Here is a 25,769-nt window from a genome sequence, read left to right as displayed (position 1 = left end):
ATGGTCCGTCGGCCGATGTGGCGGGGCATCCGCCCCGGCGACGATGAACGGCATGATCACAGTTCAGAACCTCACCAAGAGATACGGCGACCACGTCGCGGTCGACGACGTGTCGTTCACCTGCCGCCCCGGGCAGGTCACGGGCTTCCTCGGACCCAACGGCGCGGGCAAGTCGACGACCATGCGTATCATCGCCGGCCTCACCCCGGCGACCTCGGGTGTCGCCCGCCTGTACGGCGTCGACTACCACTCGATCCCGAACCCCGCGACACAGGTCGGCGTGCTGTTCGACGCCTCGGCACAGCACGCCGGCCGAACCGGCGCCGAGATCCTCCGTCTCGCCGCGATGACGATGGGCATCAGCACCGACCGCGTCGACGAGATGCTCGAGATGGTCAGCCTCACGCCGGAGGAGGCCGGCCGGCGGGTCCGCAACTACTCCCTCGGGATGCGACAGCGGCTGGGGATCGCCGCCGCGTTGCTCGGGGACCCGAAGATCCTCATCCTCGACGAGCCGGCCAACGGACTCGACCCCGCCGGAATCCACTGGATGCGAACCCTGTTGCGCGACTATGCCGACCGTGGTGGCACAGTTCTGCTGTCGTCACACCTGCTCCACGAGATCGAGATCATCGCCGACGACATCGTCGTGATCGGCGGCGGACGGATCGTCGCTCAGGGCACCAAAGCCGAACTACTCGCCGGCGCGGGCTCGCGGGTCCGGTCCCTCGACGACGAAGCTCTGCTGCAGGCACTGACCGCAGCACAGATCGTGGCCCGTCCCAGCACGTCCGGAGGACTCGACGTCGAGGCGGATCCGGTCGAGGTCGGCCGTGCCGCGGCAGCGGTGGGCGTCGTCCTCACCGAGTTGCGCCCCGCCGACGGCGCACAGCTCGAAGCCATGTTCCTGCAGCTGACCTCCGACACCCAGCGTGAGCAGCCCGACCTCGAAGGAGCCCTCCGATGACCATCGCCGACTTCAGCACACCGCTCGCACCCACGGCGGGTATCGACGTCAACCGTCCGGGTATCCCGTTCTCCCGCCTCGTGCGGGTCGAGCTCCGCAAACTCGTCGACACCCGGGCCGGCTTCTGGCTCACCGCGTCGATCGGCGTGATCGCCGCGATCATCATGGTCGCGATGCTCATCGCCAACCGCAGCACTCCCGAGAACCTCAACCTCGGAGAGTTCTTCGGGCTGATGAACATTCCGACTGCGATCATCCTGCCGATCCTGGCGATCCTGCTGGTGACCGGCGAGTGGAGCCAGCGGACCGCACTGACCACGTTCACGCTCGAACCGCGTCGAGAACGGGTCATCGGTGCGAAACTCATCGCGTCGATGATCACCGCGGTGGCCGCCGTCGCCGTGGCCCTGGTGCTCGGCATCGTCGGAAACGGCATCGCCGCCATCGCCTTCGCCGACCCCGCCGGTTCCTGGGGGCTCACTCTTGCCGGTTTCGTCAACTCCTTTGCGATCCAGGCCTTCGGGCTACTTCTCGGATTCGGTTTCGCCGCACTCATCCTGAACACCCCCGGAGCCATCGTCGCGTATTTCGCCCTCCCCACCGCACTGTCGGTGGTCAGCGAACTGGTCCCCTGGTTCAAGGACAACGTCGGCCAGTGGGTCGATACCACCCTGACCCACATGCCCTTCCAGTCCGGGGAATGGGCCACCGGCGGCGAATGGGCGCGGTTCCTGGTGTCCGGCTTGATCTGGATTGCCGTCCCCCTCGGAATCGGAGTGATCCGGGTGATGCGCTCGGAGGTGAAATAGCACAACTCGATCGATTCGGGCCTCCACCGACCGCCGCCGGCGACGGTCAACGTCACCGGTGGTCGCCGTACAGGCACAGTATTGGGCCGAAGTGGACACAGCCCATGTCGCCGAGAAGGGTTCGCTGCTAGCGTTCTTCGGGTTCTCGAGAAAAGAGGAACCCACGTGTCGTCGTCGACCCATGCCAGCGACCCCGTCGTCGAGCCTCCTGCCGATACCTCGCCCGGAACCGCCGAGGAGCCCCGAACTCCCGCCGGGAGCGGTGCCGATGACGCGCGTCCGGCATGGTGGCGACGCCGCCTGGACCGCTTCTCCTGTGTGGGCCTGAGTGTCGCGCTCGTCTTCCTCTGGCTGTCGATGACACCGTCGCTGCTGCCCCGTGGCGCACTGTTCCAGGGCGTGGTCAGCGGCGCGTCCGCGGCAGTCGGATACTCGCTCGGAGTCTTCTTCTCGTGGCTGATCCGCTTCATGATCTCGCGCGACAAACCCTGGCCGGCGCCGATGTACCGGGTCTGGGTGGCGCTCGGCCTCGCCGCGGTCGCCGGAACCGTGGTCATGCTGGTGATGTTCCAGCGCTGGCAGGATCAGATCCGCAGCATGATGGGCGTCGACTTCCTGTCCTGGACCGCCTATCCGCAGATCGTGATCATCTGCGTGGTGGTGTTCCTTCTGCTCACCCTGATCGGTCAGGCGTGGGGCGACGGCGTCGTCTGGCTGGTCCGGAAGCTCAACCGCATTGCGCCGCCGCGGATCTCCGCAATCGCGGCGCTGGTCGTCGCGGTTCTTATCACCGTCTTCGTCCTCAACGGCGTGGTCGCGAACTACGGCATGAAAGCGCTGAACTCGTCGTTCGCCGCGGTCAACGACGAGACCACCGCCGATTCCACGCCCCCGACGTCACCGCTTCGTTCCGGCGGTCCAGGGTCGCTGGTGACGTGGGATTCACTGGGACGCCAGGGACGGATCTTCGTCTCGGTCGGCCCGACCGTCGAGGAACTGTCGGCATTCAACGGCGCCCCCGCGTTGGAACCCATCCGCGCCTATGTGGGACTGGGGTCGGGCGACGACCTGCGCGCCAACGCACAACTGGCGGCCGACGAACTCGTCCGTACCGGCGGACTGCAACGGAAGGTCGTCGCGGTCGCCTCGACCACCGGCACCGGCTGGATCAACCAGGCGACGGTGGACTCCATCGAATACATGTACAACGGCGACACGGCGACGGTGAGCATGCAGTACTCGTATCTGCCCAGCTGGCTGTCGTTCCTGGTCGACAAGGAGCGGGCGCGCCAGGCCGGGCAGGCGTTGTTCGAGGCCGTCTCCGAACGGGTGCGCGCGATCCCGGAAGCCCAGCGACCCAAGCTCGTGGTCTTCGGCGAGAGTCTCGGATCGTTCGCCGCCGAGTCGGCCTTCGGCACGATTCCGTCCCTCAACGCCCGGACCGACGGCGCGCTGTTCGTCGGCCCGACCTTCAACAACAAGCTGTGGGTCGACACGACCGGCAACCGCGACGCGGGCACGCCCGAATCGCAGCCGATCTACGAGGACGGCCGACAGGTTCGCTTCATCGCCGACGCCCCCGACCTGTATGCGCCGACCGCAGAATGGGTTCCGGGCCGTGCGGTCTACCTGCAGCACGCCTCCGATCCGATCTCGTGGTGGTCGCCACGACTCATCTTGCGCGAGCCGGACTGGCTGGAGGAGAAGAAGGGACGAGATGTCCTACCGGCGATGCGGTGGATTCCGTTTGTGACATTCCTGCAGGTCAGCGCGGACATGGCAGTATCGACCGGAGTGCCCGACGGTCACGGACACTTCTACCTCGCCGCCATCCCCGCGGCCTGGGCCGAGATCCTGCAGCCGCCCGGTTGGACCCCGGAGAAGACCGAGAAACTCATCCCGCTGCTGACCCGCGACTGATTCGGCGCGGGAGCCGTCGGGAAGCGAGCAAGATCGGTCGGGTCGAAACAGGCGTCGCCATCCCATACTCGAAGGGTGACCCCGTGCCCCACTGACCCGACAGCCGCTGACTCGACAGCCGACGACCGGACCGGCGGCGACCGTGACCGGTTGCGCGAACTGCTCGACGCCGTGCTGGCCGACGAGCATTCGAATCTGGACGAGATGGCCACCGGCGCGTTCTCGTCACCGTTCCACTTCTCCCGCCAGGTGAGCCGGGGTGCGGGCGAGTCACCGGTCGCGCTTCGTCGACGAGTACTCCTCGAGCGCGCGGCCTGGCTGCTGCAACACGGCAAGACCGTCACCGAGGTGGCCTTCGACTCCGGGTATGAGTCCGTCGACGGTTTCGCACGAGCGTTCACGCGGGCCTTCGGCCACAGCCCGGGTCGCGCGGCCTCGACGGGGCGTACCGCACCGAGCGAGCACAGCCATTGGCTGCCCGCACCCAACGGCATCCACTTCCATTCGCCCACAGTGCTCTACGTCGACAGCGGTACACCCACCACCGAGAGCGCCGGCGATGTCCTGATGATCATGGTCAGGCACGATCTCGACGACATCGACACCCTGCTGGACGCCGCCAAGGGGGTCGACGAACGGGAATGGACGCGGCGACGACTTCCCGGCCATGAACCGCTGCACTGGAACGGCCCGGAAGAGTCACTCGCACAGGTGATGTCACATCTCGTCGCGGACAAGCAGCCGTGGCTGGCGACCATCGAGGGTGCCGACATGCCGCCCGGTCCGCCGTCGGACCTCTCCGCCCTCGTCGAACTCCAGCGCGAACTGACACCGAGGTGGCTCGCGCTGGTCCGCGACATCGACCGCCGTAACGCCTGGCAGGACCGCGTCATCGACGCACTGTGCGATCCACCCGAATCGTTCCTGCTCTCGCAGATCGTCGCGCACGTCCTGACCTTCTCCGCACATCGTCGTCAACTCGCGCGGTGGATGCTGCGCGACGTAGGCGTCGACGTCAGGACGCTCGACCCAGACCCGATCATGTGGCACCGCAAGCACTCCGGAGGTTTTTGAATGGCATTCCGCTACTACACCGCGACCACTCTCGACGGCTATCTCGCCGACGATCACGACAGCCTCGACTGGCTGCTGACCCAACCGCTCGAAGACGGCGGCGCGATGAACTACGACGACTTCTTCGCCGGCATCGGCACCGCCGTGATGGGATACACCACCTACCAGTGGCTTCTCGACAACGAGATGGCCGACGGCAAGCCCTGGCCCTATGAGATCCCGTCCTTCGTGTTCACCCACCGGACGATCACTCCGGTCGCCGACTCGATCACCGTCCTGGACGGCGACCCCGCCGGCCATCGCGACCTGCTGACCGGAGCAGCTGCGGGTAAGGACGTCTGGGTGGTGGGTGGAGGCGATCTCGCCGCTCAGTTCGCCGAGGCCGGGATGCTCGACGACATGATCGTCTCGATCGCGCCGGTCACCCTCGGGTCCGGACGGCCGCTCTTCCCCCGCCGCTACGACCTCGCACTACAGGAGTTCGGCCGCAACGGCGCCTTCCTCTGCGCGCGTTACTCACTCGTCGGTGCACGCAAGCCGCTCGCCGAGGTCTGACTCCGCCCGGTCGGAGCGTCGTGAGAGACGCTCAGCCCTCTCCGACGGACTTGCGCAGCACATCGGACACCTCGCCGCGCGCCCACTTCGGCAGGATGAAGATCCCCTCGGCCTCGGCGCAGACCTTGCCCTTCGACGTGATCGTGCCGGTGACAAAGGTTTTCACGCCCTCGACACGATCCACCCGCGCCTCGCCGCGGATTCGGCCGAGCGGCGTCGCGCCGCGATACCGGACGTTGAGAGTGCCGGTCATTCCCGGAACCCCCTGGAACTCGGCGGTCGAGCCGAGGAGCTGGTCGAGGATGAGTGCGAGGACACCACCGTGGACGAGACCGGCCGGGCCTTCGTAGGCGGCCCCGAGATCGACCTCGAACCAGCTGAACTCGGCTTCGTGCTGCAACTCGACGGGCGGGGCGATCGGATTGCGGCGCCCCAGCACGGCATTGCCCCACGACCGCTTGGTCCCGTCGGAGTTGAATCGGATTCCGTAGGCGCCGGGCAACTGGTCCCTGCGGAGGATCTCGGTGGCGGCCTCGATGAGCCGGCGCGCCTCGGCGATCTCGGTGTCGCCGACCTCGGTGCGGACGGTTGCGTCGATCAGTTCGCGCACGCTTCCGGCGATCGACGACGCGAGCTCAGAACGATGTGCGAGCTCCTCGGGATCGAGGTCCTCCTGGATGTATTCGCTCATGGGTTCATCTAACAGGGCACCACCGGTGGTCCGCCCACGGGAGGTCCTGACTGCCGAGTAAGCTCCGTCGCATGGCAGACCAAGCCTGGAATGACCGCGACTGGACCGCGTTCGACGTCACCGTCGCCGACCACATCGCCGAGGTCGCGCTCACCGGCCCCGGCAAGGGCAATGCGATGGGTCCCGACTTCTGGCGCGAGCTCCCGGAGCTGTTCGGCTACATCGACGCCGATCCCGCCGTGCGTGCGGTGGTGCTGACCGGCGCCGGCAAGCACTTCTCCTACGGACTCGACCTCGTCGCGATGGGCGGCACCCTGGCCAACGTCCTGGCCGACAAGGCCAAGGCGGCGGCCCGCACCGAGTTCCTGGAGTCGCTGCGCAAGCTGCAGGCCGGCATCACCGCCGTCGCGGACTGCCGCAAGCCGGTCGTCGCCGCGATCTCGGGCTGGTGCATCGGCGGCGGCGTCGACCTGATCTGTGCGGCCGACATCCGCTACGCGAGCGCCGACGCCACGTTCAGCATTCGTGAGGTGAAGGTCGGCATGGTCGCCGACGTCGGCACGCTCGCGCGCCTGCCGTTCATCATCGGCGACGGTCACATGCGTGAACTGGCGCTGACCGGCAAGGACTTCGACGCCGCCCGCGCCGAGAAGATCGGCCTGGTCAACGACGTCGCCGACGACCAGGAAGCCGCTCTCACGCTCGCCCGCGAGACCGCCCGGGAGATCGCCGACAACCCGCCTCTGGTGGTCCACGGCATCAAGGATGTCCTCGACCAATCGCGAAGCGCCGCCGTCCACGACAGCCTGCGCTACGTCGCGGCCTGGAACTCGGCATTCCTGCCCAGCGAGGACCTGTCCGAGGCCATCACCGCCGTCTTCGAGAAGCGCAAGCCGGAGTTCAAGGGTCGCTGAGCCCACGGGCCCGGCTGACGATCGAGGGGGTCACAGGTTGCTGCGGTGAACCTCGGCGGCCAATGGGTGCGCGTCGCCGAGATCCGTGAGCAACCGCACTCCGTCGAGCGGTTGCCCGTGCGGCGCCCCGATGTCGACGCCCGGCACGCGCTCCCCGACCACGTCGACGAAACGCCGGCGGAGGCGGGCGCTGGCCGACATCACCGTTCCCATCCAGCTGATCCGAGCGTCGTCGCCGGGTCGGTGGCCACTGCGTTCCAGCGCGGTGACCGCCGACTCGGCGAGTTCGTCCGCGGCGCCGTCGATGACCCGCTGCGCGACATCGTCACCGGCCTGTGCCGCCGCATCGACGGCCCGGGCGAATCCGGCCACCCGCGCCACGCGGTCCGGATCTCCTTGGATCACCATGTACAGCTCGTCGAGCGGCCCGAAGACCTCTGCGGCACGCTGCTGCAGTATCGTCTCGCTCCCCCGTCCGTCGAAGGCACGCAACGCAGCACTGATCCCGGCGCGGCCGATCCAGTAAGCGCTACCGGCGTCGCCGAACAGGTACCCCCAACCGTCCACACGGTGCACTCCGGCGGGTCCGACGCCGAGCGTCACGACACCGGTTCCGACCGCGGTGACCACCCCGAACCCGTCCCGATTCGCGGCCAGGTAAGCGGTGACCGAATCGTGTGCCAGCGCCACCGCCGTAACCCCGAGATCGGCGACCGCGGCGAGCAATGCCGACGACCTCGCCGCTTGCGGCGTGAGTCCGGAGACCCCAGCGGCCAGTGACCACGTGCCCTGCGGTATGCCGGCGTCACCGACGGCCTCCCCGATCTGTTCGACGACCGGCCGGTCCGTACGAATCGGCCCGAGTTCGCGGTCGTCGCTTCCGCCGGGCGTCTCGATCCGCAGACGCATTCCCGTCTGTCCGCCGTCGACCAGAATGCGTCCCGCCGTGTGACCGCCCATGATGTGCACGCTATCGGAGGACGACACGGACGTGGCGGTTCATCATGGTGCCCGGGCAACGTGCCGACCCGGGGACGGTGTCATGTCACACTAGGCGGATGAAGGTGCGGCGCAGGCTTGCGATCAAGATCGGATCGATCCCCTGGATGCCTCGTTTTCTCCCGCAGATCGTGTTGGGCGACAACGCCATTCAGACCGTCACCGGCAATCGGATGACCCTCCTCGACATCGCCGATCTCCCGAACATCACCATCCGCGTGGCTGGTCGCAAGACCGGCGAGCTCCGGACCACACAACTTCTGGCCGTGCCCGACGGCGAGGACTGGCTGATCGCCGGCTCATACTTCGGTGGGCCGAAGATGCCCGCATGGGTGTACAACCTCCGTGCCGCCGAGACGATCGAGATCGTCGTCGGCGGAAGGGTTTCCGTCGCCGTTCCGACCGAACTGGACGGGGCCGACCGCGACGCGGCGTGGCAGAAGCTGCGTACGGTGTGGCCGAACTTCGACCTGTACGAGAAGCGCACCGAACGTCGGATCCCGGTCTTCCGGTTGCGGCCTGCGCCGGCCGGATAGGCAAGCCGGCGGCCGACGGCCTTTCCCGCCGGCCGTATCGAGGTCAGGTGGCCGGTTCGGCGGTGAACGTCGGTGTGTCGGCGGTGAGGTCGACGCTCCCCACCAGATATTGGGTGTCGGTCGTCTCGACGCGGGGTCCGGCTCGGTCGAATGCCGGGGTGTAGGCCACCCGCCACTCGACGGCACCGGCGACGTCGACTGTGCCCAGATCTTTCTCGTCCGGTGCCGAGTCGGCCTCCGGATCCGGCCGCCGGAGCAGGTACCGCAGCCCCGACAGGTCGCGCGGAGCCGTCCACCGCACGCTGCCGTCCACCGCAGACCTGAAGAGTCGCTGCGTGCATCCGGGCACGTCGGCACCGGCATCGGACCGGGTCGACGCGGCGCACCGGGTGAGCTGTGCCGAGACCGCATCGCTCACCGCCGAGACGCCGGTGGGATTGAGCTCGGCCACCACCCGGACCGACATCGGTTCATGCGGACCGAACGGCGCGGCCTCGACGGTGTGTCCGACGAAGTCGATGTCCCGTGAACCCCAACGCTGAGGCCCGGGGAAGAGGAAGACGGTGTCGCCGGCCTTCACCTGAGCCCCGAACAGCCTCGGGCTCGGCATGAGCAGCGACTCGATGCGCACCTCCACCGCACCGTCGACGACCGTCCAGCCGTCCCCGGCCCGCGTCACCTTCACCGGGATGTCGATGTCACGTGACCCGAGGCGATACCGCGCCTGGACACTCTGGCCGGACTCCCCCGGATCGTCGACCTCGATGTCGGTGATCGGCGCTTCGGTGCGCTGCTGCCGCAGGACCCCGTCGGTGAGGAACCGGGTGTCCGGGCGTGGGTCGATGACGGCGAGGGCCGCCGACGCGTCGGCGTCGGCGAGCGCAGTCAGATAAGTGCGGACGGCGTCCTCCGGGGTGCGGGCCCGCTCGTCCTCGCGGGAGAGTCCCACGAGGAGAGCGGACACCAGCACCACGGCGAGGACCAGCGCCCCGACGCCGACGGTGATCGTCCACCCTCGGCGATTCATTCCGGGCTACCGGCCCGGTGCGTCGCGAACCCGATCAGGAATCCGATCCGGCCCCGAACGACTCGGTCAGGCTGCCCGCGAGCAGCTTCGCGAACTCCGCCGGATCCTCGAGTTCGCCGCCCTCGGCGATCACGGCCATGCCGTAGACGAGCTTCGCGGTCGGGACCAGCTTGTCGTGGTCCCCGGCGGCGTAGGCCTTGTTGAGCGCTTCCACCAGCGGATGATCGGGGTTGAGCTCGAGCGCACGCTTCGACTTCGGGAACTGCTGTCCCGATGCCCGGTACAGCTTCTCCAGCTGCGGCGACATCGAGAACGTGTCCCCCACCAGGCAGGCCGGCGATTCGGTCAGCCGCGACGACAACCGGGTCTCGCTGACGTCGTCGGACAGAGTGGTGGTCAGCCACGACAGCAGGTCGGCGTAGGCCTTGTTCTGCTCCTCCTTCGACGTGTCGTCGGTCTCCTCGTCGTCGGCGCCGAGATCGACCGCGCCCTTGGCGATCGACTGGAACGACTTGCCGTCGAACTCGGCACCGGCCGACACCCACATCTCGTCGACCGGATCGGAGAGGACGAGCACCTCGATCCCCTTGGCGCGGAACGCCTCCATGTGTGGGGAGTTGACGATCTGCTGCCGGGACTCGCCGGTCATGTAGTAGATCGTGTCCTGGCCGCTCTTCATCCGGCCGATGTAGTCGGCCAGCGTCGTCAGTTCCTCCTCCGAGTGGGTGCTCGCGAACGACGACGCCTTGAGCAGTGCGTCGCGGTTGTCCGGATCGTTGACGAGGCCTTCCTTGAACACGCGGCCGAAGCCGTCCCAGAAGGTGCGGTAGTCGTCGGGCCGACTGTCGCGCATCTCGGTGACCGTCGAGATCACCTTCTTGGTGAGGCGACGACGGATCGCGCGGATCTGCCGGTCCTGCTGCAGGATCTCGCGCGAGACGTTGAGGGAGAGGTCGGCGGCGTCGACGACCCCCTTCACGAAACGCAGATATTCCGGCATCAACTCGGCGCAGTCGTCCATGATGAACACGCGCTTCACATAGAGGTGGATGCCGACCTTGCTGTCGCGCATGAACAGGTCGAACGGCGGCTGCGTCGGGATGAACAGCAGCGCCTGGTACTCGAAGGTTCCCTCGGCCTGCAGGGTGATGGTCTCCAGCGGCGCATCCCAGGCGTGGGACACGTGCCGGTAGAACTCCTGGTACTCCTCGTCGGAGACCTCCGAACGCGACTTGGCCCAGAGAGCCTTCATCGAGTTGATGGTCTCTTCCTCGACGATCGTCTTGGTCTCAGGGGTCTTGTCCTCGTCGGACTCGGTGTCGGAGCCGGGTGTCTCGACCGGGACCGTCTTCTCGACGTCCATGCGGATCGGCCACGCAATGAAGTCGGAGTAGCGCTTGACCAGCTGACGCAGCTTGGACTTGTCGGCGTAGTCGTACAGGTGGTCCTCGGTGTCGACGGGCTTCAGTGCCAGCGTGACCGAGGTGCCCTGAGGTGCGTCCGGCACGTCGTCGATCGTGTAGGTGCCGTCGCCGGTCGACTCCCAGCGGGTACCGGTGGTCTCGCCGGCCTTGCGCGTCACCAGGCTGACCTTGTCGGCGACCATGAACGTCGAGTAGAAGCCGATGCCGAACTGTCCGATGAGTTCCTCGGCGGCGGCGTCGGAGACGCCCTTCTCGCGGGCCTCGGCGAGCGATCGGCGTATTTCGGCGGTGCCCGATCGGGCCAGGGTGCCGATGAGTCCGACGACCTCGTCGCGCGTCATGCCGATGCCGTTGTCGGCGACCACGAGGGTGCGCGCGTCCGAGTCCGGGGTGAGCGTGATGTGCAGGTCGGACGTGTCGACGTCGAGGTCCTTGTCCAGCAACGACTCCAGGCGCAGCTTGTCGAGCGCATCGGATGCGTTCGAGATCAGCTCACGCAGGAAGCTGTCCTTGTTGGAGTAGATCGAGTGGACCATGAGATCCAGCAGCTGCCGGGTCTCCGCCTGGAACTCGTGAACTTCGGGCGCAGCGCTCATCGCAGACCTCCATGTTCTGTTCTCGCGTGTTCGTGTGGTTTCGGTGGCACGCGTCCGGCGCCGGGCGCAGGCCCGACGCGACACGTCGTGACGGACACCGACTTTACCGAGCGCCGGTATGGCTACCCTGGGTCGGGGACCGACTACCCCCGTTGCGGATGGTGCCCGAGAGGCATCACACGCGGGGAACGATCAGGAAGCCAGGTGGATGGGTACGCCTCGACTGCTGCTGGTGCACGCACACCCCGACGACGAGTCACTGTGGACCGGCGGACTCACCGCCCGTCACGTCGACTCCGGCGGCGAGGCGGACCTCGTGATGTGCACGTGGGCGGAGGGCACGATCCGGCACCGGGAGCTGACCGACGCCGTCGACATCCTCGGCATGCCGCGCCCGCCGATCATGCTCGGCTACGCCGACGACCGCCGGCCCGAGTCGGCTCCCGACGCCCCGCGGCTGTGTGCCGCGTCGTTCGACGACCAGGTCCGGGCACTCACCGAGCACATCCGTGAACTCCAGCCGGACATCGTCGTCACCTACGACGCTCTCGGCATCTACGGACATCCCGACCACATCCACGCCCACCGTCTGGCCTGTGCCGCCGCGGACGCCGCCGCCTCGACGACTCTCTATCACCGGGCCGGGCCGGCCTGGCGGGTCCGGTCCCTGTACTTCGCCACGATCCCCGAATGGATGATGGACCTGCTCGCACCGAGCCTGTTCCCCGAGATCCCTCGCGAACAACTACCCGGTACACCGGATTCCGAGATCGACGTGGTCGTCGACGTGTCCGATCTGGCGGCACGCAAGAAGGCGGGTGTCGTCGCACACCGGTCGGAGATCGCCCGCAGTCGCGCGATCGCGGGATTCATGTCGCTCCCCGAGGAGCTCCAGGACAGGTTGCTCGGCGTCGAGTGCTATCAGCGCCGGGATCTCGTCCCGGGTGGATGTGACCTGATCTGACCCTTCGAGGCTCGCTTCGCTCGCACCTCAGGGAGCAGTTCGATGGTCGCTTCGCTCGCACCTCAGCAGCAGGGTCGTGGCTAGATCGCGGTGACCGCGGAGCGCAACCCGCTGGCGCGTTGTACGCGACGGTTGACGGCTGCGGCGAGCACGTCGGCGGTTCCGACGATCCGCACGCGACTTCGGGCGCGGGTGATCGCGGTGTACAGGAGCTCGCGGGTCAGCAGCTCCGAGCCGGCCGGCGGGAGCACGACGGTCACTCGATCGAACTGGCTGCCCTGGCTGCGGTGGATGGTCATCGCATGGACCGACACGACGTCGGCGAGTTGGGTCGGGTGGAGCAGCCGGATTTCGCCGCCCCGGCGGAACGCCACCCGGATCGTTTCCGGCGAACCGGATCGATTCGACGTCTGCGCATCCGAGTCCGGATCGACGATCACCACACCTGTGTCGCCGTTGAAGGTGGCGGTCTGGCGATCGTTCGCCGTCACCAGGATGGGTTGTCCCACATACCAACCCATGTGCTCGGCCTCGGTGGTCCCCAGCCAGTCGGTGATGCGCGTGGTCCATCCGCGCACACCCCACGAACCCTCGCGGTGCGCGCACAGGACCCGATGACTGTCGAGGGCGTCCAGGGCACCGGTCGCATCGCCCCTCTGGGCGGCCGCGCGCAGATTCCGACCCCAGGCCAGGATGTCGCCGGCCACGTCGTCGAGTTCGTCGGGCGCCACCAGTTCGACATCGTCGATGTCCGGCGAGGTGACGAGTTCGAGGACCGCGTCGGGCTTGCCGGCGTTGACGGCGGCCGCGACCTGCGAGATGCCGCCGCCGAACCGGAACTGCGTGCGCAAGGTGATGACGCCGTCGGCCAGCCGCGCCACGTCGTCGGGGTCGAGGTCCTCGGCGGCGGGATCGAGGCCCACCGCATCGAACGCCTGTGTCGGTGTCGTCAGCGGCACATCCTCGGCCCCGGTGTCCGGCAGGTCGGTCCGTTCGACGAGGTCGGCGAGCACCGCACCCGCCTCCACCGAGGCCAGCTGGTGGGGGTCGCCGACGAACACGACGCGGGCATCAGGTCGAACGGCGTCGAGCAGCCGGCTCATCGCGGTCATCGACAGCATCGACGTCTCGTCGACGACGATGACGTCGTGGGGCAGCGTGCGTCCGCGCCCGTACCGGGGGTTCGAGCCGGGGCGCCAGCCGAGCAGCGAATGCAGGGTGACCGCATGGGCCGTGACCGGCAGGGTCGACTCGGACTCGACCGAGGCCTGCAGCTGTGCCGCCGCGCGTCCGGTGGGTGCACACAGACCGATGCGCAGACCCGGTCCTTGGAGGCGGTCGAGGACGGCGAGGATGCGGGCGACGGTGTACGTCTTGCCCGTTCCCGGACCGCCGGCGAGGACCGTCGTCCAGCGCGTCGCCGCCACCGCAGCGGCCAGCTTCTGCAGGGCGCCGTCGTCGGGCGAGGAGTAGACCGTCGCGATGGCCTCGCCGAGCGCCTCCGTATCGACGGCGGGTGATGTCCGCGCCCGCCGGTCGAGGATCTCCCGGATCGTCTGTTCCTGCCGGAAGTACTTCTGCAAGTAGACGAGTGGCCCGTCGACGGAATCCCGGACCACCAGCGGGCGCAACGGTCCGGCCTCGCTGCCGGTGACGAGCGGGCTCGCGGCCAGCGCGTCCAGAACAGCACGGGGCGAGGGCATCTCGACCTCTGCGGTGTCCCCCGCTGCCAGTTCGCCGATGCGGTCCAGGGCTAGGCAGGTGGAGCCCAGGCGCACGGCCCGAACGGCGAGAGCGGCGCCGAGCCGGGCCTCGTCGGACACCGGTTCAGCGCACATCCGGATCAACCGGTCGGTGATGTGCAGATCCGCGGCGGCAAGGAGGCCCGCGGCGTTCCAGTCGGCCAGGGTTCCGGTCGCCGAATCGACGTGCTGGACATCGGGTGTGCTCATCGACCTCTCCCCCCGGTTCCGGCGGACGCGTTCGGCTCCGCCCCGGCCAGCGCCTCGGACAGCCCGGCGACGAGCCCGGTGGGCAGCACCCATTCGAAGACACCGCATCCGGGCGGAGTGTCCGGTCCGGCCATGCCGCGCACGAAGTGGTACTGCACCGGACCGAGGTGACGATCCGGGTCGTAACCGGGCAACCGCCACCTCAGATACCGGTGCAGCGCAACCGAGTACAACATCGCCTGCAACGGATAGTGGGCGGCGATCATCTCACCGGCCATCGCCTCGGCGTCGAAGTCCTCGACCACGAGGTCGCCCGGGCGGATGCGGTTGGTCTTGTAGTCGACGATCACGTAACGGCCGTCGGGGATCCGCAGCACCGAGTCGATACTGCCGGTGAGGAAACCACGAAGACGCCGACCGGGCACCGCGCGCAGGTGCGTGGCGTACGCTCGCAGCGGATCCGATTCCGGCAGATGCAATTCCATCAGATCGGCGAGGCGCCCGAGCGTCGTGCCCCCGCCGGATGCCCGCTCGTCCGCGGGGCCGAGCGGAAGTTCGAAATCGAGTTCGGCGAGGCGATCACGCGGATCGATGCTCCACAGATCACCGAAACCGAGAGGTGTGGTGAGCACGCCGACCAGCGCGGCGACGAGCCGGTCAGGGTCGATGTCACCGGCCAGCCCGCCGAGCGCCCGAGAACACAGTTCCCGGACATGCCCTTCGATGTCGGGCGCAGAGGTGTCGACGTACTCGAGGACCTCGTGGACCAGGGTGCCGAAGGCCGCGCCGAACGGTAGCCCGTTCATCAGCGATGCCATCCCCGCACGACGTGCGTCCGAATCGGTTCCGGCGTCGTCGACTCCGTCGCCCGGCCGGGCGATCGGCTCGTCGTCGAGGATGTCGGTGAGCTCGTCGTCGGGTTCGCTGCCGGTCTCCACGACGGAGGTCGGCGGCCCTCCGGGTGCACCGTGCGCGCCATGGGCGACGTCGGCGGTGAGTGCCGAATACGAGGTTCGACGCCAGTCCTGGTCTATCCGACGATCGAAGTGCGCGATGCCCAGAGCATCAGCCCCCTCCCCGTCGCCGGCGGGTGGCGCCACGACATCCGCATCGAGCCGACCGGCCGGTTCGACAGAGATCGCGGGATCACGTTCGGTGAGGGTGCGCAGAACACACACACAGTCGACGTCGGCCTCCGGAATGGGCACCTCCCCGGCGACCGTCCATTCCGGTTCTCCGGTCGACGACCGCACCGCGTTCTCGCGTCCGAAGATCAACCGGTGCAGTGGTCCGGTCGTGGTGTTCCGCGACGGCGCCCACCAGGCGACGACCTGTGACTGGGCGCGGGTGAGCGCGACGTAGAGCAACCGCAGGTCCTCTCCCGCCACCTCGTCGGCATAACGTCGGCGTCGGGCGGCACGATCTGGTGCCTGCTGTCCTCCCACATCGAGCCGGCGGTTCCCCGATTCGTCGTGGTAGGTGATGTTCCCGCGATCGTTGACCCACGTGCCGTCCCACCCGTAGGGCACGTACACGATCGGGAACTGCAGTCCCTTGCTCGCGTGCACGGTCATGATCTGGACGGCCTGGGTGTCGCGGTCGAGGCGACGACTCTGGTCCTCGTAGCGCCGGCGTGACGAGGTGTCGGTGATCCGCTCCGTCAGCCACTCGACGAGCGCGCTGAGCCCTTCGCCGGTCTCGACCACGTGTTTGTTGCACAACGCCGACACCTGGATGAGGTCGGTGAGGGTTCGTTCCCCGTTCTCGACGGTGAGAACCCGGGCCGCCACCTCATGCGCGTCGAACAGTCGTTGGGCCATCGCGGCGAATCCGCCCTGTGCGAAAACCCTGGCGAGCATGGACAGTTCGGCACCGAGTTCGGCGACCTCCGGCTCGGTGGCGGTCGCGACCCGTTCGGTGGACCAGCCGAAGAGCGTGGTCAATGCGGCCATCCGCACCCGGTCGGAGCGTGACGGTTGTTCGACGGCGCGCAGAACCCACAGCCAGTGCTGGGCGGCCGAGGTCGAGAAGACGTTGATGCCCGACCCGATCACCGAGTTGATGCCTCGTTCGGCGAGTTCGGCCTGCAGCGGTTCGATCGTGCTGTTGAGCCGCACGAGGATCGCGATGTCCCCGGGATCGACCGGCCGGGACACACCGTCGACGTCGATCCGGTCTCCCCGTGCCAGCACGGTCGCGATGTCGCCGGCGACATCGGCGGCGATGCGCGATCGCACCTCCTTGACACCCGGGAGGTTGAACGAGTTGAGAGACGTGAAGTCGCCGCGGAGAAACGCTCGGAGCCGCAGCGGTGGGCGGCCCTCGAGCCGGCTGCCGGCGAATGCGGCCCGGACGGGACGCGCAACGATGTCCGGATGCCCCAGGGTCGCTTCGCCGTACAGGTGCTGCAGTGCTCCGACGAGTGCGCCGTCCGACCGGCGGTTCACGTCGAGCGCCCGGAGCGTGTCGGCGGACGACACCGCCGCGAGATAGCTCAGCACCTCGGCACCGCGGAAACCGTAGATGGACTGCTTCGGATCGCCGACGAGGATCATCCGGCGGTACCCGTGGAAGCAGTGGCGCAGGATGTCCCACTGCAACGGATCGGTGTCCTGGAACTCGTCGACCAGCACCACGGTGAACGTGTCGCGGATCCGTTGGCAGGCACGGTCGCCGACCACCGGATCGTTGACGATGCGGTGCAGGATCGCCTGGAGGTCGTCGTAGGTTCGGACGCGGGCGTCCCGCTTGCGGGTCTCGACGTGTTGCCGGACCGCCTTGGCGAAGCTGACCCGGCGTGCCGCGACGTCGTCGGCGACCGAACCCCCGGTCGTCTCGCTCTTGTCCGGTGCGAGTTCGACCGTCGCCTGACGTACCGCATCGCGCGCGATCTCCCGTGCTTCGGCGAAGCTGAATTCCGGTGCGTCGCTGGCCCAGAAACCGCGCAGGTAGAGATCGAGCGCGACCTCCTCGGTGAGTTCGTCGACCTCTTCGACGATGGAGTAGACGAGTTCCCGTTCGCCGAGGAATCCCAGCGCCTCCAGCATCCGGTTGCAGAACGTGTGGGTGGTGGCGATCGTGGACGCATCGAAGTCGCTCAGTGCGCGGGCGAGATTCCGTCGGCGCGCGAGGACCTCCCCGGGTGTGCCGCTCGCCAACTGCCGCAACAACGCGTCGCCTGCCTGAGCGGACCCGGACAGGACCTCCGCGGGATCGGCCAGGGCGTCGAGCAGTTCCCGCACACGCGCCCGCATCCGTTCGCGCAGTTCGGCTGTCGCCGCCCGGCTGAACGTGACGAGCAGCATCTCCGCGATCGGCACACCGTCGGCGAGATACCGTGCCGCGAGTCCCACGATCGCGTACGTCTTGCCCGTCCCGGCGCTCGCCTCGAGCACGGTGGTGTGTTCCGGGAGTTCGGCGGTGATGTCGAAGGTCTCCGGACGTCTCATGAGCCCTCCCGGTGCTGTCCGACGGGGACCCACACCGCCCGGGCGAGTCCGCTGAACAGCGGTTCGTCCTCTGCCACGGCCAATTCCACCCCGCCGAGGGCGCGGTCGGCCGGTGCCCGCTCCTCGAGCAGGGCGTCGAACTCGACGTCGGTCAGGACGTCGCCGCCGAAGGCCAGTTTGAGGTAGCGATCGTGGCGGGGACCGAAGGTGTCGTCGAACACCTTGCGCGCACTGTTGAGGGCCCAGTGGCTCCGGCGACCGGGACCGTCGTTGTCGACGAACGTGAACGCGGGTTCCAGCGGCAACGGCAGCGGACGGCGCAGACCTTCGTCCCGTAAGCGGACGAGCTGATCGAGGAGCGGCACCGGATCCTCCGGGCGTCGAAGGGTGAGCGTGGTGGTTCCACCCCCACGGGCGGCGCGACCGACGGACACCGCGGACCCGACCTCCGCCGCGCCGGCGTTGCCCTGGGTCGCGGCCGCCGCGACCGCGAGCAGCGTGATCCAGGCGCTCAGTTGCTGTTTCGCCTTGAGGCGCGAGTACGTCGCGCGGACCAGCCGGGCCTGTCCGTCGTCGGCGGTGAACACCTCGCCAACGGTGCCGTGCACGCGCCGTCCGTCGGGCAGTGTCACGAGGACGTCGAGGGTTTCCGGCGATCCCGGACGCAGAGGCGCCACGACGCCGTGCAGCCGCGTGACCGCTCGCGAGATGGGCGCCAGCTCCCGGGTACCGAACGCGAAGGGCGGCAGCGTCCCACGACGCAGTTCGGCGGCTTCACAGTCCACGATGGAAACCCCGGCCAGCATCCGGGTGAGGAAACGGTCGCCGATCCCCCACTTGTCGAGTGGGTCGAGTTCGACGTCGAGCTGGTCGTCGTGAGGTGTCTCGTCGTCGGGTATCCGGGCGCCCAGGCGTTGCCGGACGAAGGCGGTGATCGGATCGACGTGGAAGTCGATGAGCGAGGCGAGGTCGATGTCGGCGAGGTCAGGGGTCGGCTCGGGTGCGGGGAGGATCTCCCGGGCGGACGGGACGACCGGATCGGCCGGCCCGCGCAGGGCCGTCGCCCCGGCCAGAAGCGACGCGTCGTGGCTGAACGGTCCGGCGATGCCGCGAACACCCCCGTCCACGAAGTTGCGGGCGTCGAAGCCGTGCAGTGAGTGCCGCCGGACGATCGTCGGCCGGTCCGGACCGGTGAGACCGTCGACGGTGTCGATCAGTTCGCTGACCACCACGGCGGGCGGGATGTGCCGGCCCGACACCGGGTCGGCGCCGCTGTAGAAGACGAGCAGGTTGTCCTGCGCCGCACCGATCGCGTCGAGAAAGCACTGCCGGTCCTCGTCGCGCGGATTGCGTTCGCCCACCAGCGGCTCGACACCGAGCACGTCGTCCCCGTCGATGCGCTGCACGCGCGGGAAGACCTCGGCGTCGATGCCGAGCAGCACGATGACCCGGTGGGGCACCGAACGCATCGGCACCATGGTGCACACGGTGAGCTCACCGGTCCGGAAGTTGGCTCGCGTGGGTCGTCCGGCGATCAGTGCCGACAACAGGTCACGCACGTCGGCGAGACGCAGGACCTCCTCGGTGGTGCCGAAGGCGTCCTCGAGCATCCGGATGGCCTGTGCCCGTTGCCAATCGTCGGCGGGAGCGGTCGCGGTGAGCGATCCGACCGCCTCTACGAGGGTCGCTGCCCAACGGTGGGCGGGCGCGGTCGTGGTCAGCTCCGCGAGGACCCGGCCGAGCCGGTCGAGGAATTCGTCGAGCCGGCCGACGAGGTCGATACCGGTACTCTCCACACCGGCGAGTGGCAGGGCGGTGCCGAGCCACTCGTCGTCGGTCTCCTCGGCGACCACACCGAGCGCGATGCGGTCGAGACCCGCATCGAAGGTGCCCTGCCGGAAACGTTCGAGACCGAACCGCGCACGTTCCGCGGTTCCGAGTCCCCAGCGTACGTTGCTGTGGCCCAGCCATTCCCGGACCAGGTCCAGGTCGTCGTCGGTCATCGCGAAACGTGTCCGGACGGGTTCGGCCCCGAGCAGATCGAGGACGTCGCCCGCGGTCACCCGACCGGCCGCGAGTTCGACGACGCCGACGACGGTGTCGATGACCGGGTTCACCTGACGCACGCCGCGGTCGGCGAGGCGCACGCGCAGATCGAAGGCGGGATGCGGCAATCCGGCCTGCCCGAAGGCACCTCGGATGAGGGGCGCGAAGGTCTCCACGTCGGGGCACATGATCAGGACGTCACGCGGTTCGAGGGTCGGGTCGTCGGCGAAGAGGTGCAACAGTCGGTCCCGGAGCACCTCGATCTGCCGTTCCGGACCGTGGCACGCATGGACCTCGACCGACCCGTCGTCGGCGCGTTCGGCCGGCGGGGACACACCTGCGTCGTCGCGGATACCCGCCTGCAGGGCGCCGAGCAGCGCGTCGGGCAGCGGGGTGGCCGGCGGATGGTGGACGTCCCTGTCGACGACATCCCCCAGACGCAACTGCAGTTCCTGGAGATCGCGGGACAGTCCGGCCAGCAACGGATTCCGGAGTTCGGGTACCGGACGCTCACGCCGCCGGGGCGGGACACCCACCGTCGAGGTCACCGGGGACGCTCCTCCGCCGATGGCTCGGAGCTCCTCCCACAGACGGGGACTCGCGTGCGGGACGAAGAGGTGGACATCGTGGTGCGCGCTCACCGCGGCGATGATGTTCCGGAACGACTCGGTGATCCGCGTCGGGCCGAACACGGACAAGCGCCCGGGGAGGTCGGCGACGCCGGGATCGAAGCGCAGGCGCTCACACACCTCGCCGAGGACCTCCGCCGGATGCGGCTGCCCGATCTCGGCACGCACCGCGCGCCAGAACCCCGCCTGCCAGGCGAGGTCGTCGCGCAACGGAGCACCCGCACCGTCGAGGTCGTCCCCGACGGCCCAGCCGGCGATCATCGACGGTCGGGATCGTCCGTACCGCTCGAACAGTTCGGCCAGGTGGCGTGCCGTCGCATAGCGGCGTCCGACCCGGGGCGACTCGGCGTCACCCGCACCGATGTGACGGGCGATCACCGTCAGATCAGGGTCGTCGATCCGTTCGTCGAGAACCCGGAGCACCGGCCAGGTCAATTCCGTTGCGCGCCAGGGGTTCACCGTCGACAACGGGGTGTCGGCCGTGAACCGGTCACCGGTGAGCACCGCGGCCGAGATGGCGTCGGCCAGCCGTCCGGGACCGGTGAAGTCGATGTTGGCGGCGATGCCGTCCGACAGTCCCGCACCGGAACCGAGCCGGCGGGCGAGGTGCTGTGCGAGCCAGCGTTCGACACCGGCCGCCGGGACGGACACGATCTCGGTACGCATCGGATCGTCGAGCGGTGTCGAGAGGACCTCGGCCAACGCCTCGGCCAACGTATCGGTGCGCTCGGCGCGGTGAAGGATCAGCATCCGGTCAGGCCCGGGGGGTCCGGGGTCAGTTCGCGGTGGCGGTCCGTGGCGCATGGAACCGCGCCGGCTCGCCGAGGGCCGCGGTCAGGACGTCCCGTAGATCCTCGGGTATCGGCGCCGGCCGACCCGCCGCCGGATCAACGACGACCATCGTCGTCTCGGCCGTGGCGCACAGGACCCCTTCCTTGTCGAACAGGCGGAGTGCCATCACGAACGACGAACGGCCGATCCGCCCGACGCAGGAATGCACCAGGACGGGGTGCGTCGAGTAGTGCACGGGCGCCGAGAACTCGACGTCCTGGCGTGCGACGAGGAAGGAGAAGTCCCGCGGACGGTCCGGTATCCACTCATGGAACGACCGGACCCGCGCCTCCTCGAACAGGCGCGAGATCTGCACGTTGTTGATGTGGTTGTTGATGTCCATGTCACCCCACCGCAGATGGACGGGAATCTCGAGAACATAGTCCGGTGCCGGGGATTCAGAAGCCACGGCAGCAACCATAACGGCGGGACACGCGCACCGTGAACTGCGGTGCCGACCGTGTCGAGACCGTAGAATCGCGCCCGGATCGCCGAAAGTGAGGGGCCTCGGGTGAACATCGACACGGCACGGGCACGTCTGCGCCCGGTGTCCGCGATGGACATCGACGACCTCGTCCATCTCGACAGCGACCCCGAGGTCATGCGCTTCGTGAGCGGCGGCACACCGACCCCGCGGACGGTCATCGAGGACTGGGTCCTGCCGCGCGCCGAGTCGGAGCGGCGTGTGTACGGAACCGGCACGTGGGTGCTGTGCGACCCGGCGACCGGTGCGTTCCTCGGCTGGGCGTCGTTGCGCACCCCGCGACACAGTCGTCGCCCCGAACTCGAGTTGAGCTACCGCATCCGCCGGACGGTCTGGGGACGCGGTCTGGCCACCGAGGCCGCGTTCGCCCTCATGGCGTTCGCCTTCGACCACCTCGCGACCGAACGTGTCTTTGCGAGCACGGTCGCGGGCAACACCCCCTCACGGCGGGTCATGGAGAAGCTCGGCATGACACTGTCGGCAATACATGTGGGCGACGAAACCGGCGATTCCGGCATCACCCCGCATCCGCTGCACCTCGGTCCCGAACGGTACGAGGTGGAGTATCAGATCCTCCTGGCCGAGTGGCAGCGACGATCTCTGCGCTGGTCATCGGCGGGTGACCTCACCGCATGACGGTGAGGCGGGCTCGGCCGACCGAACGTGACCTCGGCTACCGGCCCGGCTGCACCGTCCTGGTCGCGCCGGGTCGCGCATCATTGACTACCGTTGTGGGCAAGTACGGTTTTGCCTCGACCGTCGCCCGACGCGGTTCGGCCACGTGACGACACGGACCCTGCACGGCGCCGAAGCACAATCGTCCCCCAACAAGCGAGAAGGAGATGTCTGGAGATGAGCAGCCCCGCCGTCCAGGCCCCCGCTGTAGCGGCCACCGACCGCAGGAAAGTGGTCATCATCGGCTCCGGCTTCGGCGGATTGTTCGCCGCCCAGCGTCTGGCGAAGGCCGACGTCGACGTGACGCTGATCGCCAAGACCACCCACCATCTCTTCCAGCCGATGCTCTACCAGGTCGCCACGGGCATCGTCGCCGAAGGTGAGATCGCCCCGGCCACCCGCGTCGTGCTGCGCAAACAGAAGAACACCTCCGTGCTCATGGGCGACGTGTTCGACATCGACCTCGAGGCCAAGACGGTCACCTCGCGACTGCTCGAGCGCATCACGGTCACCCCTTACGACGACCTGATCGTCGCGGCCGGCGCCGATCAGTCGTACTTCGGCAACGACCATTTCGCCGAGTACGCACCGGGCATGAAGACCATCGACCACGCGCTCGAGCTCCGCGGACGGATCCTCGGCGCCTTCGAGCAGGCCGAGCTGTCCCATGACCCCGCCGAACGCGCCAAGCTGCTGACCTTCGTGGTCGTGGGTGCCGGTCCGACCGGTGTCGAACTCGCCGGCCAGATCGCGGAGATGAGCGACAAGACCCTCAAGGGCGCCTTCCGCAACATCGACCCCACCGAGGCTCGCGTCATCCTCCTCGACGCGGCCCCCGCCGTGCTGCCGCCGTTCGGGCCCAAGCTCGGTGGGAAGGCCGCGGCCCGTCTCGAGAAGATGGGCGTGGAGATCCAGCTCAACGCGATGGTCGTGGACGTCGATTACGACGGTCTGGTCGTCAAGGAGAAGGACGGCACCACGCGTCGCATCGAGTCGCAGTGCAAGGTGTGGTCGGCCGGTGTCCAGGCCAGCCCGCTCGGCCAGCAACTCGCCGAACAGTCCGGTGTCGAACTCGACCGCGCGGGCCGGGTGAAGGTCGGACCGGACCTGACGATCCCGGGTCACCCGGAGGTCTTCGTGGTCGGCGACATGATGGCCGTCGACGGCGTGCCCGGTGTCGCACAAGGTGCGATCCAGGGTGGTCGCTACGCCGCCGATGCGATCAAGGCCGAGCTCAAGGGCCAGACGCCGGACCAGCGCAAGCCGTTCAGCTACTGGGACAAGGGTTCGATGGCGACCATCTCGCGGTACTCCGCGGTGATGCAGGTCCCGATCCCGGGCTTCAAGAAGCCCTTCGAGACCGAGGGCTACTTCGCGTGGGTGGGCTGGCTCGCACTGCACCTCGTTTACCTGGTGGGCTTCCGCAACCGGCTGAACACGCTGATCAACTGGTTCTTCGCGTTCACCACCCGCGGCCGCTCGCAGCTCGCGGTCACCGAACAGCAGGTCTACGCTCGCACCGCGATCGGACAGTTGTCGGCACTGGAGAAGCAGGCCGCGAAGAGCAACGGAACCGGACCCGACGCCGAGGCCGCGAAGACCGACACGGGGACCGTGGACTCGAAGGCCACCGACGCATCCGGCTCGGTGCCCACCGAGGGCAAGGACGCCGCCGGCAAGGATGCTGCAGGCAAGGAGTCCGAAGCCGAGGCCAGCTGACACCCGGACAGACAGACCTACCGCAGCGCTGGTCCCCTAACCGTTGGGGACCAGCGCTGCGGTGTCGAGAGCGTCGGTCAGGCGGCGCGTGGCCGTCACCGACGTGCCGAGTGCGCTGGTGAGGGTGGCTTCCCCGGCCAGACGCAGCCGAGCCGCGAACTCGCTCGGATGCAATTCTTCCGGGCGGTCATCCGGGTAACGGAACACGTTGCTCATCGCACGATGACCGATCGCGGCGGCGGGTGTCGACGCGCCCAGCATGACCCGATGTGCCAGCCAGACCTCACCGCCGACCGTCACCCGTAGGCCACCGGTCCAGGAGCCGGTTCGGTCGCGGTCGATCCGGTCGAGATCCATGGTCGTCGCCCGGTCGATCTGGACAGCCCGGCCGATCTGCACGTGCTCGTACAGATCGAGAATCCCGGTCGGGTCGATCTCGGCGACGACGTCGGACGTGTGGACCGCGCCGCCGGCCACCACGGTCGGCTGCGGATCGAGACGCAGACGACCGCCCGCACCCACCTCAATCTCCCACCGGGCCCGGGAATCCGCGCGGTCCCGCGCAGGCAGCGCGATCGTGGCGGCGACGGTGCCCACGCTCAGACGTGCGCCGGGCTCCACCCGGATGCGGACCGCGATCTCGTCGCCACCCAGCGGCGTCGCCGCGGTGCCGATCAGCTGGACGTGGCCGGGTGCGGTCACCCGGACGGCGAGACCACCGGTCGCGCTGTGCCGCACACCGCGGTCGGCGGTCGCGGTGATCTCGACGTCGGTGCGCATCGCTAGCCGGTCGTCACGGGTGCCGCGAGCTGCTCGCGGACCCAGGCCAGCACGTCGGTGGCCGCCGGATCGTCGGTCAGTGAGATCATCGCCGTCGGACGTCCCTCGCGCACCTTGTCCGCATCGCGCCGCATGACGTCGAGGTCGGCGTTCACGCGCTCGGCCAGATCGGTCTTGTTGATCACCAGCAGATCCGAGAACGTGACGCCCGGACCGCCCTTGCGCGGCACCTTGTCGCCACCGGCCACGTCGATCACGAAGATCTGGACGTCGATGAGGCCCGTCGAGAACGTCGCCGTGAGATTGTCGCCACCGGACTCGACCAGGATCAGATCGAGCGGCGGATTCGCCTCGACGAGGTCGTCGATGGCGTCGAGATTGGCGGTGATGTCGTCGCGGATGGCGGTGTGCGGGCACCCTCCCGTCTGGACCGCGGTGATCCGCTCGTCGGGCAGGACTGCGTTGCGGCGCAGAAAGTCCGCGTCCTCGGTCGTGTAGATGTCGTTGGTCAGCACCGCGACCGACAGCTCGTCGCGCAGCTGGCGGCAGAGCGCGGCGACCAAGGCGGTCTTCCCGGATCCGACGGGGCCGCCGACGCCGATGCGCAACGCCTCACCGGGTTCACGCTTCCGGCGGGGACGGTCGTGGTCGTGGCTGTGGGGCTGCCCGTCGATGAGATGCGGGGGCATCGTCGACTCCTCTCGGTCGGGGCTTCAGGGACGATTTCC

The 25,769-nt window shown here is 68.4% G+C and carries 20 protein-coding genes; 10 read left to right on the top strand and 10 right to left on the bottom strand.

Going from position 1 to position 25,769, the window contains the following annotated elements; all coding sequences use genetic code 11:
* The first annotated feature begins 52 nt into the window (after positions 1-52).
* From GOAMI_RS06065 to GOAMI_RS06045, 5 genes are all read left to right on the top strand, one after another.
* On the top strand, positions 53-967 hold the full coding sequence (locus GOAMI_RS06065) for an ABC transporter ATP-binding protein (RefSeq protein WP_006435532.1): 915 nt from the start codon (positions 53-55) through the stop codon (positions 965-967).
* Positions 964-1,776, top strand: coding sequence for an ABC transporter permease (locus GOAMI_RS06060; RefSeq protein ID WP_006435531.1), 813 nt, complete (start codon positions 964-966; stop codon positions 1,774-1,776). The genes GOAMI_RS06065 and GOAMI_RS06060 overlap by 4 nt, the downstream gene beginning before the upstream one ends.
* A 165-nt stretch (positions 1,777-1,941) precedes the next feature.
* Positions 1,942-3,696 carry an alpha/beta hydrolase gene (locus tag GOAMI_RS06055; RefSeq protein ID WP_006435530.1) on the top strand — a complete coding sequence of 585 codons (1,755 nt, stop codon included), beginning with the start codon at positions 1,942-1,944 and terminating at the stop codon, positions 3,694-3,696.
* A 75-nt stretch (positions 3,697-3,771) separates the two neighbouring features.
* Positions 3,772-4,770 carry a helix-turn-helix domain-containing protein gene (locus GOAMI_RS06050; RefSeq protein WP_376740321.1) on the top strand — a complete coding sequence of 333 codons (999 nt, stop codon included), beginning with the start codon at positions 3,772-3,774 and terminating at the stop codon, positions 4,768-4,770.
* Entirely contained in the window at positions 4,771-5,325 is a 555-nt protein-coding gene (locus GOAMI_RS06045) for a dihydrofolate reductase family protein (protein WP_006435528.1), read from the top strand. It begins immediately after the preceding gene.
* 31 nt (positions 5,326-5,356) lie between these two features.
* On the opposite strand, the gene GOAMI_RS06040 is transcribed toward GOAMI_RS06045, so the two are convergent.
* The gene (locus GOAMI_RS06040) at positions 5,357-6,016 is read right to left on the bottom strand and encodes a PaaI family thioesterase (protein ID WP_006435527.1); all 660 of its coding nucleotides are present in this window, start codon (positions 6,014-6,016) and stop codon (positions 5,357-5,359) included.
* A 71-nt stretch (positions 6,017-6,087) separates the two neighbouring features.
* Between GOAMI_RS06040 and GOAMI_RS06035 the strand changes: the two genes are divergently transcribed.
* Positions 6,088-6,930 carry a crotonase/enoyl-CoA hydratase family protein gene (locus tag GOAMI_RS06035; RefSeq protein WP_006435526.1) on the top strand — a complete coding sequence of 281 codons (843 nt, stop codon included), beginning with the start codon at positions 6,088-6,090 and terminating at the stop codon, positions 6,928-6,930.
* A 30-nt stretch (positions 6,931-6,960) separates the two neighbouring features.
* Here GOAMI_RS06035 and GOAMI_RS06030 read toward each other — a convergent pair whose 3' ends face one another.
* A complete protein-coding gene (locus GOAMI_RS06030) occupies positions 6,961-7,890 on the bottom strand; it encodes a BadF/BadG/BcrA/BcrD ATPase family protein (protein ID WP_006435525.1) in 930 nt (309 codons plus the stop codon).
* A gap of 98 nt (positions 7,891-7,988) precedes the next feature.
* On the opposite strand from GOAMI_RS06030, the gene GOAMI_RS06025 reads away from it, so the two are divergent.
* The gene (locus tag GOAMI_RS06025) at positions 7,989-8,465 is read left to right on the top strand and encodes a nitroreductase family deazaflavin-dependent oxidoreductase (RefSeq protein ID WP_040004596.1); all 477 of its coding nucleotides are present in this window, start codon (positions 7,989-7,991) and stop codon (positions 8,463-8,465) included.
* Positions 8,466-8,508: 43 nt separating this feature from the next.
* On the opposite strand, the gene GOAMI_RS06020 is transcribed toward GOAMI_RS06025, so the two are convergent.
* Positions 8,509-9,492, bottom strand: coding sequence for a hypothetical protein (locus GOAMI_RS06020; protein WP_006435523.1), 984 nt, complete (start codon positions 9,490-9,492; stop codon positions 8,509-8,511).
* A gap of 34 nt (positions 9,493-9,526) precedes the next feature.
* On the bottom strand, positions 9,527-11,512 hold the full coding sequence (gene htpG / locus GOAMI_RS06015; RefSeq protein ID WP_006435522.1) for a molecular chaperone HtpG: 1,986 nt from the start codon (positions 11,510-11,512) through the stop codon (positions 9,527-9,529).
* A gap of 208 nt (positions 11,513-11,720) precedes the next feature.
* Here htpG and GOAMI_RS06010 point away from each other — a divergent pair, with 208 nt between their 5' ends.
* Entirely contained in the window at positions 11,721-12,476 is a 756-nt protein-coding gene (locus tag GOAMI_RS06010; protein WP_006435521.1) for a PIG-L family deacetylase, read from the top strand.
* 80 nt (positions 12,477-12,556) lie between these two features.
* On the opposite strand, the gene recD is transcribed toward GOAMI_RS06010, so the two are convergent.
* The 4 genes from recD to GOAMI_RS05990 are packed head-to-tail and all read right to left on the bottom strand — an operon-like array spanning position 12,557 to position 21,804.
* Entirely contained in the window at positions 12,557-14,428 is a 1,872-nt protein-coding gene (gene recD / locus GOAMI_RS06005) for an exodeoxyribonuclease V subunit alpha (RefSeq protein ID WP_006435520.1), read from the bottom strand.
* Entirely contained in the window at positions 14,425-17,877 is a 3,453-nt protein-coding gene (locus tag GOAMI_RS06000) for a UvrD-helicase domain-containing protein (protein WP_006435519.1), read from the bottom strand. The genes recD and GOAMI_RS06000 overlap by 4 nt, the downstream gene beginning before the upstream one ends.
* A complete protein-coding gene (gene recC, locus GOAMI_RS05995) occupies positions 17,874-21,302 on the bottom strand; it encodes an exodeoxyribonuclease V subunit gamma (RefSeq protein WP_006435518.1) in 3,429 nt (1,142 codons plus the stop codon). Before recC ends, GOAMI_RS06000 begins: the two co-directional genes overlap by 4 nt.
* A gap of 25 nt (positions 21,303-21,327) precedes the next feature.
* Positions 21,328-21,804, bottom strand: coding sequence for an acyl-CoA thioesterase (locus GOAMI_RS05990; protein WP_006435517.1), 477 nt, complete (start codon positions 21,802-21,804; stop codon positions 21,328-21,330).
* Between the two features lie 90 nt (positions 21,805-21,894).
* Here GOAMI_RS05990 and GOAMI_RS05985 point away from each other — a divergent pair, with 90 nt between their 5' ends.
* Positions 21,895-22,503, top strand: a complete 609-nt coding sequence (locus GOAMI_RS05985) for a GNAT family N-acetyltransferase (RefSeq protein WP_006435516.1) — start codon at positions 21,895-21,897, stop codon at positions 22,501-22,503.
* A 216-nt stretch (positions 22,504-22,719) separates the two neighbouring features.
* On the top strand, positions 22,720-24,261 hold the full coding sequence (locus GOAMI_RS05980; RefSeq protein ID WP_006435515.1) for an NAD(P)/FAD-dependent oxidoreductase: 1,542 nt from the start codon (positions 22,720-22,722) through the stop codon (positions 24,259-24,261).
* Positions 24,262-24,297: 36 nt separating this feature from the next.
* Here the strand turns inward: GOAMI_RS05980 and GOAMI_RS05975 are convergent, their stop codons facing one another.
* Together GOAMI_RS05975 and ureG are read right to left on the bottom strand one after the other, a co-directional pair.
* The gene (locus GOAMI_RS05975; protein WP_006435514.1) at positions 24,298-25,041 is read right to left on the bottom strand and encodes an urease accessory protein UreD; all 744 of its coding nucleotides are present in this window, start codon (positions 25,039-25,041) and stop codon (positions 24,298-24,300) included.
* A gap of 2 nt (positions 25,042-25,043) precedes the next feature.
* Positions 25,044-25,730 carry an urease accessory protein UreG gene (gene ureG / locus GOAMI_RS05970; protein ID WP_006435513.1) on the bottom strand — a complete coding sequence of 229 codons (687 nt, stop codon included), beginning with the start codon at positions 25,728-25,730 and terminating at the stop codon, positions 25,044-25,046.
* Between the last annotated feature and the right edge of the window lie 39 nt (positions 25,731-25,769).

The organism is Gordonia amicalis NBRC 100051 = JCM 11271, assembly GCF_000332995.1.
In the GTDB taxonomy this organism is placed as follows: Bacteria; Actinomycetota; Actinomycetes; order Mycobacteriales; family Mycobacteriaceae; genus Gordonia; species Gordonia amicalis.
The sequence above is the reverse complement of the archived record's forward strand: the minus strand, read 5'-3'. Positions and strand labels throughout refer to the sequence as shown.

What these genes read in the sequence shown, in the direction of transcription:
- GOAMI_RS06065 (WP_006435532.1), top strand. Translation starts at nt 53, where the DNA reads ATGATCACAGTTCAGAACCTCACCAAGAGATACGGCGACCACGTCGCG.
- GOAMI_RS06060 (WP_006435531.1), top strand. Translation starts at nt 964, where the DNA reads ATGACCATCGCCGACTTCAGCACACCGCTCGCACCCACGGCGGGTATC.
- GOAMI_RS06045 (WP_006435528.1), top strand. Translation starts at nt 4,771, where the DNA reads ATGGCATTCCGCTACTACACCGCGACCACTCTCGACGGCTATCTCGCC.
- GOAMI_RS06040 (WP_006435527.1), bottom strand. Translation starts at nt 6,016, where the DNA reads ATGAGCGAATACATCCAGGAGGACCTCGATCCCGAGGAGCTCGCACAT.
- GOAMI_RS06035 (WP_006435526.1), top strand. Translation starts at nt 6,088, where the DNA reads ATGGCAGACCAAGCCTGGAATGACCGCGACTGGACCGCGTTCGACGTC.
- GOAMI_RS06030 (WP_006435525.1), bottom strand. Translation starts at nt 7,890, where the DNA reads ATGGGCGGTCACACGGCGGGACGCATTCTGGTCGACGGCGGACAGACG.
- GOAMI_RS06025 (WP_040004596.1), top strand. Translation starts at nt 7,989, where the DNA reads ATGAAGGTGCGGCGCAGGCTTGCGATCAAGATCGGATCGATCCCCTGG.
- GOAMI_RS06020 (WP_006435523.1), bottom strand. Translation starts at nt 9,492, where the DNA reads ATGAATCGCCGAGGGTGGACGATCACCGTCGGCGTCGGGGCGCTGGTC.
- htpG (WP_006435522.1), bottom strand. Translation starts at nt 11,512, where the DNA reads ATGAGCGCTGCGCCCGAAGTTCACGAGTTCCAGGCGGAGACCCGGCAG.
- GOAMI_RS06010 (WP_006435521.1), top strand. Translation starts at nt 11,721, where the DNA reads ATGGGTACGCCTCGACTGCTGCTGGTGCACGCACACCCCGACGACGAG.
- recD (WP_006435520.1), bottom strand. Translation starts at nt 14,428, where the DNA reads ATGAGCACACCCGATGTCCAGCACGTCGATTCGGCGACCGGAACCCTG.
- GOAMI_RS06000 (WP_006435519.1), bottom strand. Translation starts at nt 17,877, where the DNA reads ATGAGACGTCCGGAGACCTTCGACATCACCGCCGAACTCCCGGAACAC.
- recC (WP_006435518.1), bottom strand. Translation starts at nt 21,302, where the DNA reads ATGCTGATCCTTCACCGCGCCGAGCGCACCGATACGTTGGCCGAGGCG.
- GOAMI_RS05990 (WP_006435517.1), bottom strand. Translation starts at nt 21,804, where the DNA reads ATGGTTGCTGCCGTGGCTTCTGAATCCCCGGCACCGGACTATGTTCTC.
- GOAMI_RS05980 (WP_006435515.1), top strand. Translation starts at nt 22,720, where the DNA reads ATGAGCAGCCCCGCCGTCCAGGCCCCCGCTGTAGCGGCCACCGACCGC.
- GOAMI_RS05975 (WP_006435514.1), bottom strand. Translation starts at nt 25,041, where the DNA reads ATGCGCACCGACGTCGAGATCACCGCGACCGCCGACCGCGGTGTGCGG.
- ureG (WP_006435513.1), bottom strand. Translation starts at nt 25,730, where the DNA reads ATGCCCCCGCATCTCATCGACGGGCAGCCCCACAGCCACGACCACGAC.